13 protein-coding genes are annotated in these 13,874 nt (G+C 72.2%); 3 read left to right on the top strand and 10 right to left on the bottom strand.

Annotated features, from left to right (window positions below; genetic code table 11):
* Nucleotides 1–2: 2 nt before the first annotated feature.
* The 8 genes from KHP12_RS09795 to KHP12_RS09830 form a co-directional block, all read right to left on the bottom strand.
* A complete protein-coding gene (locus tag KHP12_RS09795; RefSeq protein ID WP_037952520.1) occupies nt 3–254 on the bottom strand; it encodes a gas vesicle protein GvpG in 252 nt (83 codons plus the stop codon).
* Between the two features lie 2 nt (nt 255–256).
* Complete coding sequence (locus KHP12_RS09800; RefSeq protein WP_086882263.1) at nt 257–1,060, bottom strand: GvpL/GvpF family gas vesicle protein; 804 nt, start codon at nt 1,058–1,060, stop codon at nt 257–259.
* Nucleotides 1,060–1,503 (bottom strand): gas vesicle protein GvpJ, encoded by a 444-nt coding sequence (gvpJ, locus tag KHP12_RS09805; protein WP_078559206.1) that lies wholly within the window; start codon nt 1,501–1,503, stop codon nt 1,060–1,062. Before gvpJ ends, KHP12_RS09800 begins: the two co-directional genes overlap by 1 nt.
* 30 nt (nt 1,504–1,533) lie before the next feature.
* Nucleotides 1,534–2,556 (bottom strand): SRPBCC family protein, encoded by a 1,023-nt coding sequence (locus KHP12_RS09810; protein WP_086882264.1) that lies wholly within the window; start codon nt 2,554–2,556, stop codon nt 1,534–1,536.
* Between the two features lie 5 nt (nt 2,557–2,561).
* The gene (locus KHP12_RS09815) at nt 2,562–3,092 is read right to left on the bottom strand and encodes a hypothetical protein (RefSeq protein ID WP_086882265.1); all 531 of its coding nucleotides are present in this window, start codon (nt 3,090–3,092) and stop codon (nt 2,562–2,564) included.
* A gap of 140 nt (nt 3,093–3,232) precedes the next feature.
* On the bottom strand, nt 3,233–4,378 hold the full coding sequence (locus KHP12_RS09820; RefSeq protein ID WP_086882271.1) for a glutathione-independent formaldehyde dehydrogenase: 1,146 nt from the start codon (nt 4,376–4,378) through the stop codon (nt 3,233–3,235).
* 162 nt (nt 4,379–4,540) lie between these two features.
* On the bottom strand, nt 4,541–6,058 hold the full coding sequence (gene glpK, locus KHP12_RS09825; RefSeq protein WP_086882266.1) for a glycerol kinase GlpK: 1,518 nt from the start codon (nt 6,056–6,058) through the stop codon (nt 4,541–4,543).
* Between the two features lie 38 nt (nt 6,059–6,096).
* Nucleotides 6,097–6,939, bottom strand: a complete 843-nt coding sequence (locus tag KHP12_RS09830; RefSeq protein WP_086882267.1) for an MIP/aquaporin family protein — start codon at nt 6,937–6,939, stop codon at nt 6,097–6,099.
* Between the two features lie 249 nt (nt 6,940–7,188).
* Between KHP12_RS09830 and KHP12_RS09835 the strand changes: the two genes are divergently transcribed.
* On the top strand, nt 7,189–8,460 hold the full coding sequence (locus KHP12_RS09835; protein WP_086882268.1) for an FAD-binding protein: 1,272 nt from the start codon (nt 7,189–7,191) through the stop codon (nt 8,458–8,460).
* A gap of 19 nt (nt 8,461–8,479) precedes the next feature.
* Here the strand turns inward: KHP12_RS09835 and KHP12_RS09840 are convergent, their stop codons facing one another.
* Nucleotides 8,480–10,873: a phosphoketolase family protein gene (locus KHP12_RS09840; RefSeq protein ID WP_086882269.1), complete on the bottom strand. Its 2,394-nt coding sequence runs from the start codon at nt 10,871–10,873 to the stop codon at nt 8,480–8,482.
* A 139-nt stretch (nt 10,874–11,012) separates the two neighbouring features.
* A complete protein-coding gene (locus KHP12_RS09845; protein ID WP_086882272.1) occupies nt 11,013–11,963 on the bottom strand; it encodes a universal stress protein in 951 nt (316 codons plus the stop codon).
* A 220-nt stretch (nt 11,964–12,183) separates the two neighbouring features.
* Here KHP12_RS09845 and KHP12_RS09850 point away from each other — a divergent pair, with 220 nt between their 5' ends.
* The gene (locus KHP12_RS09850) at nt 12,184–12,786 is read left to right on the top strand and encodes a CBS domain-containing protein (protein ID WP_037952537.1); all 603 of its coding nucleotides are present in this window, start codon (nt 12,184–12,186) and stop codon (nt 12,784–12,786) included.
* Nucleotides 12,783–13,688, top strand: coding sequence for a universal stress protein (locus KHP12_RS09855; protein ID WP_037952539.1), 906 nt, complete (start codon nt 12,783–12,785; stop codon nt 13,686–13,688). The genes KHP12_RS09850 and KHP12_RS09855 overlap by 4 nt, the downstream gene beginning before the upstream one ends.
* Nucleotides 13,689–13,874: the final 186 nt, after the last annotated feature.

The raw sequence follows: 13,874 nt of genomic DNA on the forward strand, positions 1-13,874 counted from the left end.
GCTCACACCTCCAGGCCCCCGTCGGGCGGCCCCTGGGACATCAGCCTGCGGACCAGCTCGTCCTCCTCCCGGGCCGCCTCCTCCTCGGTGAGCTCCCCGCTCTCCCGGGCCTCCGCGACCTCCTCCAGCCGCTGCTTGATCACCTCGGGGTCGTACAGCTGCCGATGGGCCTCGTCATGGATCCGCTCGGCGATCCAGACGACACCTCGCACCGGGGCCAGCGGCAGCGTGGCCAGGCCGGTGAACAGTCCCATGGCTACTCGTCGCCTTCCTTCCCTTCGAGCGTCGCGTCCCCTTCGAGCGTCGCGTCGGCCACGAAGTCGTACGGCGCCAGCGGGCCGAGCAGACGCATCCGGACCCGGCCGTGCCAGTGCGCGGCGAGCTCCTCGGCCGCCTCCTCGAACGCCTCCCGTTTCGCGTCCTCCACCAGGAACGAGGCGTTGATCAGCCCCTCGGGGGACGCCGGCTCCTCCGACACCGAGCCCAGCGCGTACGGCGCCAGCCGCCGGTCGAGCTCCAGCGCGTCCACGCTCCGCTTCGCGGCGATGCTGTCCATGACGAGCTGGCCGAGTTCGAGCCGCTGCTCGTAGCCCGCGTCCTCGGGCAGCCCCCGCAGCTCGTCGCGGAGCCGTCTGGCCTCCGGCTGTTCGGTCACCACCTCGCGCAGCACCGCGTCCTCGTCATAGCGGGCCCGCACGGTGAGCTGCGTACGGCCGCGGAGCCGGTCGAGGCCGCGGGCGAAGTCGTCGTGCCCCTCGGCCAGCAGCTCGTCCGCCACCGCCGCGGTGTCGCGCACCACGGTGCCGAAGCGGAACGGCAGCACCGGTGAACCCTGCGCGGCCAGGTGGTCCAGCACCCTGGCGTGGGTGCGCAGATCCTCGGGGGTGCCCAGCGGCTTGTCGACGGGCACCTCGCTGACCACCGCGGCCTGGCCGCCCTGGCGGACCAGGGTCACCGGGGCCTCCGGGTCCCCGACGGCGGGCAGATCCTTGACCGACTCATCGGGCCGGTCGTCCGTGACGACCCCGTAGACATAGCAGGCACGTCCGTCCTCGGCCATCACCGCTCGCGCTCCCTGTGGCTGGGGGAACCCCTGGTGCGCCGGGGCCGCTCGCGCTCCTCGGCCTCGGGTTCCCGGTCCTCGTCGTCATCGTCCCGCAGCAGATCCGAGACCGACTCCTTGACGCCTTCCAGCGCGCCCTTGGTCTTCTTCTTGCCGCCGCTCTCCTGGATCTCGTCCATGAGGCCGGGCAGACCATGGGTTTCGGTGCCGCTGCGGGCGAGGTCGAGTCGGTTGGTCGCCTCCGCGAACCGCAGGTACGTGTCCACGCTGGCGACGACGATACGGGCGTCGATGGTCAGGATCTCGATGCCCACCAGGGACACCCGCACATACACGTCGATGACCAGGCCCTTGTCCAGGATGAGGTCGACCACGTCGACCAGGGCGCTGGAACTCGCCCGGTCCAGATACTGGCTCTGCTGCTGCCGTGCTACGGTCACCGCGCTCACCCGTTCCGGGGGCGGGGTCCGTCAGCGGCGCGCGCGGCGCCGTGCGGGCTCCTCGTCCTCGTACTCCTCCTCGTATGCCTCCCGGGGCTCTTCGTCCTCGTACCCCTCGGGCTCCTCGTCCTCGTACTCGCCCTCCGGCTCCTCGCCCTCCTCGGGCTCCTCCTCGGGCTCCTCCTCGCGCTCCCGCCCTCGCTCGTCGTCCTCCACGATCTCGCCGTCGCGCACCACGCCGCGCCAGCCCACGACCTCGTCGGGTTCGAGCAGCACCTCGCGCATGAGGTGGCGGCGGAAGTGCTTCATCTCCAGGCGCACCCGGCGGCCCTGGGCGCGCCAGAGGTTGCCGGTGCGCTCCATGAAGCCCTGCGGGTAGTACTCCAGGACGAACAGGATGCGGGTGAGGTCGGGGGCCAGCTCGTGGAAGGTGATCGTGCCGTCCACATGCCCCTTGTCGGCCCGCGACGTCCAGATGATGCGCTTGTCCGGCACCTGCTCGACGACCTCGGCCCGCCACTTGCGGTGCGACCAGAAGACCTGGGCCTTCCACTCGGATTCCGTCCCGCCCCCGTCCTCGTCCCCGTCCTCGTTCCGGACGTCCTCGACCTTCTTCATGTACGAGGGGAAGTTCTCCCACTCCGTCCAGAGGTTGTAGGTGAGGGAGAGGGGCGCGCCGACGTCCATCTGCTCCACGATGTTGGTGACCTTGAGCTTCTTGCCGCCCTTGCCCCCATCGCCGTCACCGCCGCCGCCGAGGCCCGGGATGATGTTCTTGGCCGTGTCGACGACCTTCTCCTTGACCTGGTCCTTGACCTTCCCCTTGACCTGGTCCTTCATCTGCTCCTTGGCCGTGTCGACGACCTTCTCCTTGACCTGCTCCAGACCGCCCTTCAGCGCGCCCGGCCCGGGGTTGCCCAGGTGGGTGACCGACGCCAGGGCCCGTTCGCCCAGCGCCGCCAGCAGGCCCTGCGCCTCCTTCAGCAGGCGGTCGGTGGGCAGTTCCCGGGCGAGCGCGCGCCCGCCGGTCCGCCCCTTGGTTTCCTCAGCCATGGCCCTCACCTCTGGCTTCGCCGCGCGGGCCCTTCGGAGCCGGTCCGCTTCCTGGCCTGCGCCGGACGGTCCTCCGCTTTGCGCTGTCCGCCGGCTCGCTCGCGCGACCCGCCCTCGCGGGACCGTGCGGCGCTCCCGCGTTCGCGCTCGCCGCGCTCGCCGAGCTCCTTGTGCTCCTCGTGCTCCTCCGGCTCCTCGTCCTCCCCGGCCTCCCCGGCCTCCGGCTCCCGGCCCCCCGCGCCACCGGTGCGCAGGGTCTCGGCGCGCCGCTCCAGCCGGTCGCTCAGCGCGTCCATACGGTTACTGGCGGCCGACATGGCCGCCTCGCGGCCCGCGGAGACCAGCCGGCTGCCGATGTCCTGGCCGAGCCTGCCGAGCTCGGAGGACTTCAGCTGCTCGGCGCCCGGTGGGTTGATCCCGGAGGTGAGGCGCTTGCCCGCGGCGAGACCGGCGAGGCCGAGGACCAAGGTCCCCCTGTGGCCGCGCCCGAAGAGATAGCCACTGACGAAGGCCAGTGCCACCCGGCAGTTCTTCATGATCGCTCCTCCTCCCGGAGCCGAACGAGACAGCCGTTCGGGTGCACATAACCAAGTATGGTGCATATCACCCTATTCAGTGACCTTTTAGCTCATGGGCGGTCGCGGGGGATCGCAGCGGTCACGGTGCCGAGGGGCCGTCAGGCGGCGAGCGCCGGATGCAGCACCACTTTGGTGTAGCCCTCGACCCGCTTGTCGAACTTCTCGTACGCCTGCGGGGCCTGGTCCAGCGGCAGTTCATGGGAGACCACGAAGCTGGGCCGGGCGCGCCCGGCGATGATCAGGTCGCGCAGTTGGCGGTTGTAGCGCTTGACGTTGCACTGGCCCGTGCCCATGCGCTGGCCCTTCTCGAACATCCGGCCGATGGAGACCAGCAGCTGGCCGCGTTTGGCGTGCTCATCGGGGCCGCCGGGGTCGGAGGGGACGTACAGCCCCGGCACGCCGAGCCGTCCGGTCGGCCGCACCGTGTCGACCAGCGAGTTGAGCACCGACGCGGGCTCCTCATGACTGGCGTCGTGCGCCTGGGCCTGGTAGCCCACCGCGTCGATGCCCTTGTCGGTGCCCTCGCCGCCGGTGCGGTCCATGATCTGCGGCACCGGGTCGCCCTTGCTGAAGTCGATGGGGACGGCGCCGATCTCCCTGGCCTTCTCCAGCCGCTCGGGGACCCGGTCCACCACGAACACCGTGGCGGCCCCGCGCAGCAGCGCGGAGTAGGCGGCCATCAGCCCCACCGGGCCCGCGCCGTAGACGGCCACGCTCTCGCCCGGGGAGACCTGGGCCAGCTCACAGCCGTGGTAGCCGGTCGGGAAGATGTCGGCGAGCAGGATGAAGTCGGTCTCGAGCTCATCGCCCTGGGGCAGCTTCAGGCAGTTGAAGTCGGCGAAGGGCACCCGCAGCCGATCGGCCTGGCCGCCCTTGTACGGGCCCATCGCCACATAGCCGTAGGCGCCGCCCGCGAAACCGGGGTTGACGGTGAGGCAGAAGCCGGTGTCGCCCGCGAGGCAGTTCTTGCAGAATCCGCAGGCCACGTTGAACGGCATGACCACGCGGTCGCCCTTGGACAGCGAGACGACGCCGGAACCGGTCTCCTCGATCACGCCGAGGTTCTCGTGCCCGAAGACGATGCCGGGCTCGGCCGCCGTCCGGCCCTCGTACATATGCAGATCGGAGCCGCAGATCGCGCTGGAGGTGACGCGCACGATCACATCGTTCGGATGCTCGATCCGAGGATCGTCGACGTCCCTCACCGCCACCGAGTAGGGCTTTTCGTAGACGACGGCTTTCACCTGGATCACCTCCGCGTCGATCGCTGACAAGCGGCGGTGGTGGCGGACAACGGCACGGTCCCAGGGTGTCTCGGCCACCACCGGGTACTTCCAGCGAACCGCCGCGGGACGCCGGGTGCAACCGCGTCCGCCGCGGTCGTCCCGCCCCGGGCCCCGCCGGGCCTACTCGACCGTGACCCAGTCCAGGGTGCGCTGGACGGCCTTCTTCCAGCCCGTGTACCCCTCCTTCCTGGTCCTCTCGTCCCACTGGGGCTCCCACCGCCTGGACTCGCTCCAGTGGGAGCGCAGCTCGTCGGTGTCCCGCCAGAACCCCGTGGCCAGCCCCGCGGCGTAGGCGGCGCCCAGGGCGGTGGTCTCGGCGATCACCGGGCGGCTGACCGGTACGCCCAGCACATCGGCCTGGATCTGCATGCACAGATCGTTGTCGGTGACCCCGCCGTCCACCCGCAGGACGTCCATGTGGATGTCGGCGTCCCGCTCCATGGCCTCGACCACGTCCCGGCTCTGGTAGCAGATGGCCTCCAGGGTGGCGCGGGCGATGTGACCGTTGGTGTTGAAGCGGGTGAGGCCGACGATCGCGCCGCGGGCGTCGGAGCGCCAGTACGGGGCGAAGAGCCCGGAGAAGGCGGGCACGAAGTACACCCCGCCGTTGTCCTCGACGGTGCGGGCGAGCCGTTCGCTGCCCGGGGCGTCGTCGATCATCTTCATCTGGTCGCGCAGCCACTGGACGGCCGAGCCGGTGACGGCGATCGAGCCCTCCAGGGCGTAGACCGGAGCGCTGTCGCCGAACTGGTACGCCACGGTGGTGAGCAGTCCGCTGGTCGAGCGGATCAGCTCCGTTCCGGTGTTGAGCAGCAGGAAGTTGCCGGTGCCATAGGTGTTCTTGGCCTCGCCGGGGGCGAAGCAGACCTGGCCGACCGTGGCCGCCTGCTGGTCGCCGAGGACGCCGGTGATGGGAGTGGCGGTGCGCAGCGGGCGGGAGGTGCGGGCCTGGCCGTACGCCTCGGGATGGGAGGAGGGGCTGATCGTCGGCAGCATCGCCCGTGGAATGCCGAAGATCTCCAGCAGCTCGTCGTCCCAGTCCAGCGTCTCCAGGTCCATCAGCATGGTGCGGCTGGCGTTGGTGACATCGGTGGCGTGGATGCCGGCGCCGGGTCCGCCGGTGAGGTTCCACAGCACCCAGGCGTCGGTGTTGCCGAAGAGCGCGTGGCCGGCTTCCGCGGCCTCGCGGACGCCCTCGACATGGTCCAGAATCCACTTGATCTTGCCGCCGGAGAAGTAGGTGGCGGGCGGCAGCCCCGCCTTGCGGCGGATGACCTCGCCCTTGCCGTTCCGTTCCAGCGCGGCCGCGATGGCGTCGGTGCGGGTGTCCTGCCAGACGATGGCGTTGTAGTACGGGCGGCCGTTGCGCGGATCCCAGATCACCGTGGTCTCACGCTGATTGGTGATGCCGATCGCGGCCAGGTCGGAGGGGGAGAGCCCGCCCGCGCGGAGGGCGTTCTGCATCACCGAGTTGGTGCGCTCGTAGATCTCCACCGGGTCGTGCTCGACCCACCCCGCGCGCGGCAGGATCTGGCGGTGCTCCAGCTGGTACCGCGCCACCTCGTCACCGTCGTGGTTGAAGATCATGAAGCGGGTGCTGGTGGTTCCCTGGTCCACCGCACCGATGAATTCCGGCATGCTGCCGCCTCTCGTGGGTGGGGTACGGCCCGGATCGGCTACTCGGGGGTCGGGGTGCGGCCCACCTCCGGTTCCGCCGCCGGGAGGAAGCGGCTGATCAGCGCCTTGTAGAGGGCGGCGCCGACGGGCCCGCCGATCAGCGGGCCCACGATCGGCACCCAGAAGTACAGATCCCCGTACTGGTCCCGCCAGGCGCTGCGATAGCCGGTGATGAAGCTGGCCAGCCGGGGGCCGAAGTCACGGGCCGGGTTGATGGCGTACCCCGCGTCGGCGCCCCACGCCATGCCGATCGCGACCACGATCAGCCCGATGACGAAGGGCCCCAGATTGGCCTTCGGGGCCGAGTTCAGCACATCGGTGACGGCGAAGATGAGCAGCACCAGGATCGCGGTGCCGATGATCTGGTCGCGCAGCGCGCCCCACTCGCTCACCGGAAGGGCTCCGTTGCCGGGGAGGGTGGAGAAGACGAACTGGGTCTTGAAGGTGTGGCCCGGGTCGGCGTGGCCCAGGGCCTCGGTGTAGTTCCAGCGCACCAGCAGGGCCCCGACGAACGCGCCGAGCGTCTGGGCCACGGTGTACGGCAGGACCTTGCTCCAGGGGAAGCCCTTGAAGGCCGCCAGGGAGAGGGTGACCGCCGGGTTGATATGGGCCCCGCTGAGCCGCGCCGCCACATACACGCCGAAGGTGACGCCCAGCCCCCACGCCCAGGAGATGGAGTCGTGGTCGCCGAGCGCGCCCGTGGGCTTGGTGAGAGCGCCGCCCGCCACGACCTGCGCCACCACACCGCAGCCGAAGAGGATCAGCACCATGGTGCCCGCGAACTCCGCGCAGAGCTCGCCGACCAGTGCCGACCTCGGACGCTGTGGCCTCGGGGCGGTCATGGGCCCATCGTGGGGGCGCTTCGGCGCGGCGGCCCGTCCTGCTGGGCCGTCCGGGTCATGGGCGGGTCAGGACGAGTCATGGGCGGGTCAGGACGGGTCATGGACGGGTCATGGACGGCGAATCCGGGTCTGTACGGATCAGGGTGCGGACCTGTACGAAGGTGCTGACAACATCACCCATCGCCCTCCCCTCACCTCTCGCCCCTCGCCCCTCGCCCCTCGCCCTCCAGCCGAAACAGGACGACACGGATGCCGACCACCCAAGCCCCGACGAACTGGGCCGGGAACATCACCTTCTCCGCCGCCCGGCTGCACCATCCGGACAGCGTCGACGAGCTGCGGCGGATCGTCAGCTCCGCCGACCGGGTACGGGTACTGGGCACGGGCCACTCCTTCAACCGCATCGCCGACACCGAGGGCGATCTGGTGAACCTGGACCGGCTGCCGCACCGGGTGGAGATAGACCCCGGGAAGGGCACCGCGACCGTCGCGGCGGGCATGCGCTACGCCCATGTGGCCCAGGCCCTGCACGCGGAGGGGTTCGCGCTGGCCAACCTCGCCTCGCTGCCGCACATCACGGTCGCGGGGGCCTGCGCCACCGCCACCCATGGCTCGGGGAGCGACCAGCGCTGTCTGGCGGCGGCGGTCGCGGGGCTGGAGATCGTCGGCCCCGACGGGGAGGTGACCCGATTCGGCCGGGACGAGGACCGGGACCGGCTGAACGGGGCCGTGGTCGGGCTCGGCGGTCTTGGCGTGGTCACCGCCATGGCGCTGGACATCGAGCCCACCTTCGACGTGGCCCAGTGGGTGTGGACCGGGCTGCCGCTGGACCGGCTGGACGACAGCTTCGAGGAGATCTTCGGCGCCGCCTACAGCGTCAGCGTCTTCACCGACTGGCGCTCGGGCGAGGGCGTGGTGTGGCTGAAGTGCCGCACCGACCTGCCCGATCCCCCCGAGCCCGGACAGCCGTGGCTGGGGGCCCGCCCGGCCAACCGCCACCACCACCCGGTGCCCGCGATGCCGCCGCTGCACTGCACCGAGCAGCTGGGCGCGCCGGGGCCGTGGCATGAGCGGCTGCCGCACTTCCGCCCGGACTTCACCCCCAGCAACGGCGATGAGCTCCAGTCGGAGCTGCTGCTGCCGCGCGAGTCCGCCTCGGCGGCGTTCGCCGCGCTGCGCGGCCTCGGCGACCGGATCGCGCCCGTGGTGCAGGTGTCCGAGGTCCGTACGGTCGCGGCGGACGAGCTGTGGCTGAGCCCCGCGTACGGCCGGGACAGCGTGGCCTTCCACTTCACCTGGGTCCCGGACCACGACGCGGTGATCGAGGTGGTGGCCGCGATGGAGGAGGCGCTGCTGCCGCTGGGGGCGCGGCCGCACTGGGGCAAGCTGACGACGGCCGCGCCGGAGCGGATCCTCTCCTCGTACGACCGGGCCGGCGACTTCGCGCGGCTGCTGGCCGAGCAGGACCCGGCGGGGAAGTTCCGCAACGCCTATCTGGAGGGTTACTTCCCCACCGGGTGAGAGCGGCACCGGCCGGTGGTCAGCCGGTCCAGGACCATTCGGCGACCTCGGGCATATCGGTGCCGTGCTCGCGGATCCACGCCTGGTGGCGGGTGCGGGCGTCCTGCATCCGCTGCCGTACGGCCGTGGCGCGCACCGCGAGCCCGGGGGTCCGGTCGATGACGTCCATCACCAGCCGGTAGCGGTCCAGGTCGTTGCGGACCACCATGTCGAACGGCGTGGTCGTGGTGCCCATCTCCAGGTAGCCGCGCACATGGAGGTTGGGGTGGACGGCGCGGCGGTAGGACAGCCGGTGCACCAGCCACGGATAGCCGTGGTAGGCGAAGATGACCGGGCGGTCGCGGGTGAAGAGGGCGTCGAACTCGTGGTCCGTCATCCCGTGCGGATGCTCCTCCTTCGGCAGCAGCCGGGTCATGTCGACCACGTTGACCACCCGCACGGCCACATCGGGCAGATGGCGGCGGAGGATCCCGGCGGCCGCGATGACCTCCTGGGTGGGCACATCGCCCGCGGCGGCCAGCACCACGTCCGGCTCCCCCGCGCCGTTCTCGGTACCGGCCCAGTCCCAGGTCCCGGCGCCGCGGGCGCAGTGGGCGCGCGCCTGGTCGAGATCGAGCCAGTCGAAGCAGGGCTGTTTGCCCGCGACGACCACATTGACGTAGTCGCGGCTGCGCAGGACGTGGTCGGCCACGCTGAGCAGGGTGTTGGCGTCCGGGGGCAGATAGACGCGCACCACCTCCGGGCTCTTGTTGAGCACATGGTCGACGAAGCCGGGGTCCTGGTGCGAGAAGCCGTTGTGGTCCTGGCGCCACACATGGGAGGTCAGCAGGTAGTTGAGGGAGGCCACCGGGCGCCGCCAGGGCAGTGAGCGGGACACCTTCAGCCATTTGATGTGCTGGTTGACCATGGAGTCCACGATGTGCACGAACGCCTCGTAGCAGGAGAAGAGGCCGTGCCGCCCGGTCAGCAGATAGCCCTCCAGCCAGCCCTGGCAGAGGTGCTCGGAGAGGATCTCCATGACCCGGCCGCCCCGGCTGAGGTGCTCGTCGGTGGGCGCGACGGACTCCTGCCACGCCTTGCCGGTGGCGCGGTAGAGGGCCTCCAGCCGGTTGGAGGCGGTCTCGTCGGGGCCCACCACCCTGAAGTCGCGGCGGTCGGCGGTGTCCTCCATGACCTCCTCCAGCAGTCCGCCGAGGACCCGGGTCGGCTCGTGCAGGGTCGCGCCGGGCTTGTCCACGGGCACCGCGAACCGCTCCAGGTCCGGCACGGGCAGCGAGCGCAGCAGCAGTCCGCCGTTGGCGTGCGGATTGGCGCCCAGGCGGCGGTCGCCCTCCGGGACCTCGGCCAGCAGGTGCGGCCGGGGCCGCCCGTCGGCGTCGAAGAGCTCCTCGGGGCGGTACGAACGCAGCCAGCGCTCCAGCTGCCGCAGATGCTCCGGGTTCTCCCGGACGCCCGGCAGGGGGACCTGATGGGCGCGCCAGGTGCCCTCCACCGGGAGCCCGTCGACCTCCTCGGGCCCGGTCCAGCCCTTGGGCGTACGGAGCACGATGACGGGCCAGCGCGGCCGCTCGGCGATGCCCTCCTCGCGGGCGGTGCGCTGGAGCAGGGCGATCCGGTCCAGCGCCTCGTCCAGGGCGTGCGCCATGGACCGGTGCACCTGAAGCGGTTCGTCTCCGGCGACGTGGATCGGCTCGTGGCCGTACCCCCGCAGCAGGTCGTCGAGTTCGGGCTCGGGCAGCCGGGCGAGCACCGTGGGGTTGGCGATCTTGTACCCGTTGAGATGGAGGATCGGCAGCACGGCGCCGTCGTGGACCGGATCCAGGAACTTGTTGGCGTGCCAGGAGCCGGCCAGCGGGCCGGTCTCGGCCTCGCCGTCGCCGATGACGCAGGCGACCAGCAGCCCGGGGTTGTCCAGCGCGGCCCCGTAGGCGTGGGCGAGGGAGTAGCCGAGCTCACCGCCCTCGTGGATCGAGCCGGGGGTCTCCGGGGCCACATGGCTGGGCACCCCGCCGGGGAAGGAGAACTGCCGGAAGAGCCGGGCCATGCCCGCCGCGTCCCGGCTGACGTCCGGATAGACCTCGGAGTAGCTGCCGTCCAGCCAGGAGCCCGCGAGCACCGCGGGGCCGCCGTGGCCGGGGCCCCAGACGCAGATGGCGTCCAGGTCGCGGTCCTTGATGACGCGGTTGAGATGGGTGTGGACGAGGTTGAGCCCGGGTGAGGTGCCCCAGTGGCCCAGCAGCCGGGGCTTGATGTGGTCCGGGCGCAGCGGTTCGGTCAGCAGCGGGTTGGCCAGCAGATAGATCTGGCCCGCCGCGAGGTAGTTGGCGGCGCGCCAGTGGGCGTCCAGGGCGCGGATCCGGTCGTCGGCGAGCCCGCCGCCCGGCGAGCCCGTCGTGGTCGGTGCGTCTGGCATGGACCTCTCTCTCCCTCGTGGTCTCCTGTGACGTGCTCGTCTCGTGGTGTGCGGTTGTGTACCCGCCGGTCGTACCGCCTGGTGCGTACGGCCGGGTCGTGCCGCCTGTTGTGTACGCGCCGGTCATGCCGCCTGCCGTTCAGTCCCGGTCCGGCACGTTTCCGTCCCGGTCCGGCACGTTTCCGTCCCGCTCCGGCACGATGCGGTCCCGCTCCGGCACGATCACCACCGGGCAGGGCGCGTGGTGCAGGGCCGCGTGGGCGATACGGCCGAGTTGCAGCCCGGCGGTGTGACCGTGGCCGCGGTGAGCGCCGAGGACCAGCAGATCGGCGGTGGCGGCCGCGTGGAGGAGCGCCTTGCGGGCCGTGCCCTCGACCGTCGCGCGGTGCACGGTGACCTCGGGGTGGTCCCGTACGGGGGTCCGCAGGGCGTCCTCCAGCGTCCGCTCCGCCCGTGCCCAGTGGGCCCGTACCGGGTCCCCCTCCAGCAGCAGATCATCCGTCACCTCACCGACGGGCGCGCGCCAGGCCCGTACGGCCTCCAGGGTGCGGCCGCCCGCCTCGGCCTCGTGGAAGGCGAACCGGACCGCAGCCGACGGACCGCCCGCCCCGCCGGGCTCGCCCACGCCGAGCACGATCCGGCCGAAGGCGCCGCCCCGGTTGGGCTCGCCGCCGCGTACGACGGTCACCGGGCAGCCGGCGCGGGCGGCGACCGCGAGGCTCACCGAACCGAGCAGCAGCCCGGCGAGTTCGCCGCGGCCGCGGGAGCCGACGACCACGCCCGACGCCTCCCGCCCGGCGCGCAGCAGCGCGTCCACCGGGTCCTCCGGCAGGACCTCGGCGGCGACCTTCACATCGGGGCCGCGGCGGCGGGCGCGCTCCGCGGCGGACGCGGCGATCTCCTCGTCCCTGATCTGTTCCCAGGGGCGCCCGGGGGCGGCGGCGGGCGCGATGCCCTCGTACCGCTCCCACAGCGAGGCGTGGACCAGCCGCAGCGGCACCGCGTGCCGGGCCGCCGCGTCCACCGCCCAGTCCACCGCCTGGAGGCTGTGGTGCGAGCCGTCGACGCCCACCACGAGGGGGAGCTCCACCGTGTCCACCACCTTCCGCACCCGCACGCCTTCGCCCCCCGTCCCGACGCCTTCACCCTCGCGCCCGTCCGGGATCCCGCGCGAGGGGCGTTTCGGCCCCGCCGAGGGTCGTTCGGCCCAGGGCACCCGTGCGGGCCGAACGGTCCCGAGCGGACCCCGGGCAGCCCAAGAAGAGGGCCGGAGCGCCGTCCCACGCTGGGAGCGGACCGGGGAGGCACGGATGAAGCACCGCAAGATCGGCAATGTGATGACCGACGACGTCGTCCGGGTGAGCTCCAGGACCTCGTTCGACGAGGTCGGTGCGCTGCTCTCCCGGCACCGCTTCAACGGGCTGCCCGTGGTGGACGGGGACGACAAGGTGGTCGGCATGATCACCGGGACCGATCTCAGCGAGCCCGCCCCGACGGCCGGAGAGCTGATGTCGCGCCCCGCGGTCACCGTGCGCCCCCAGGACAGCATCGTGGACGCGGCCCGCGCGATGGACCGCCATCGCGTCGAGCGGCTGCCCGTCGTCGACGAGGAGGACCGGTTGATCGGCATCGTCACCCGCCGGGACCTGCTGCGGGTCTTCCTCCGACCGGATGACGAGATCCGCGCCGAGGTGATCGACGAGGTGCTGGTCCGCTCGCTGTGGCTCGGCCCGCAGTCCGTGGCGGTCACCGTGACCGACGGGGTCGTACGGCTGGAGGGGCAGCTGGACCGGCACAGCGAGATCCCCATCGCGGTCCGGATGACCGGGCAGGTGGACGGCGTGGTCGCCGTGGTCGACCGGCTCAGCTACCGGGTCGACGACTCCGCGGGCCGGGGAGGTGCGCGGCGATGACCCGCCCGGCCGGCAAGCCGCTGCGGGACGGCCGGGTGGTGGTGGGCCTGGACGGCTCCGACAGCGCCTGGGCCGCGCTGGACCGGGCGGTCGCCGAGGCGCGGCGCCGTGACGCCACGCTGGAGATCGTGCACGCCTGGCCGTGGGCCCGGACCGACCCGCTCGCCTTCGACCCGGACAGCGAACCGCGGCGGCCCGCGGTGGAGATCGCCAGAACCGTGCTGCGGCTGGCCATGTCGCGGGCCCAGGAGCAGGATCCGCACCTGCGGATCGTGCCCACCCTGACGGCCCAGGACGCGGTGCCCGAGCTGCTGCGGATCGGCGAGGACGCCTCGCTGATCGTCATCGGCACCCGGGGGCTGGGCGGTTTCACCGGACTGCTGCTCGGCTCGGTCGGGCTGCGGCTGGCCGCCCACACCCGGCGCCCGCTGCTGGTGGTGCGCGGCGGGTCCACGAGGGCGTACGGGCCCGAGGGCCACGGCAAGGTGCTGGTCGGGGTGGAGAGCGGCGCGGACGCGGCGGCGGCCCGCTTCGCCTTCGAGGAGGCGGCCCGGCGCCGGGCCCGGCTGCGGGTGCTCTACGCCTGGCCGAAGCCGCGGGTCTTCGCGGGCGATCACGCCCTGCCCGCGCGCGAGGTGGTGGCGCTGCGCGCCGAGCGGGAGCAGACGGTGGCGCACGGGATGGTGGCCGGGCTGCGCGAGGAGTTCGGGCACATCCGGGTGCGGGAGCACACCACCCACAGCGGCCCCGCACAGGCCCTGGTGGAGGCGTCGCGGGCGGCGGACGTCCTGGTGCTGGCCGTCCACCGGCGGACACCCCGGCTCGGTATGCAGCTCGGCCCCGTGACCCATGCGGCACTGCACCATGCGCACTGCCCGGTGGTGCTGGTGCCGGTCGAGTAGAGAGCGATCGGCTGTTGGCTGATGGCTGTTGGCTGATGGCTGATGGGTGCGGGTCTCGTTTCGCGCCTTCGGCGCCATTGAGCAGCGGGGCAGGGGGCGGAGGGCGCGGGACTCGCCGCCGCCCGCCGGGCCGGTGAGGGCAAGGCCGTGGCGGCTTCCGTGTTCGGTGGCCGGAGCCTCTCCGGA

The sequence above is a fragment of the Streptomyces asiaticus genome, from assembly GCF_018138715.1.
GTDB classification, from domain to species: Bacteria; Actinomycetota; Actinomycetes; order Streptomycetales; family Streptomycetaceae; genus Streptomyces; species Streptomyces asiaticus.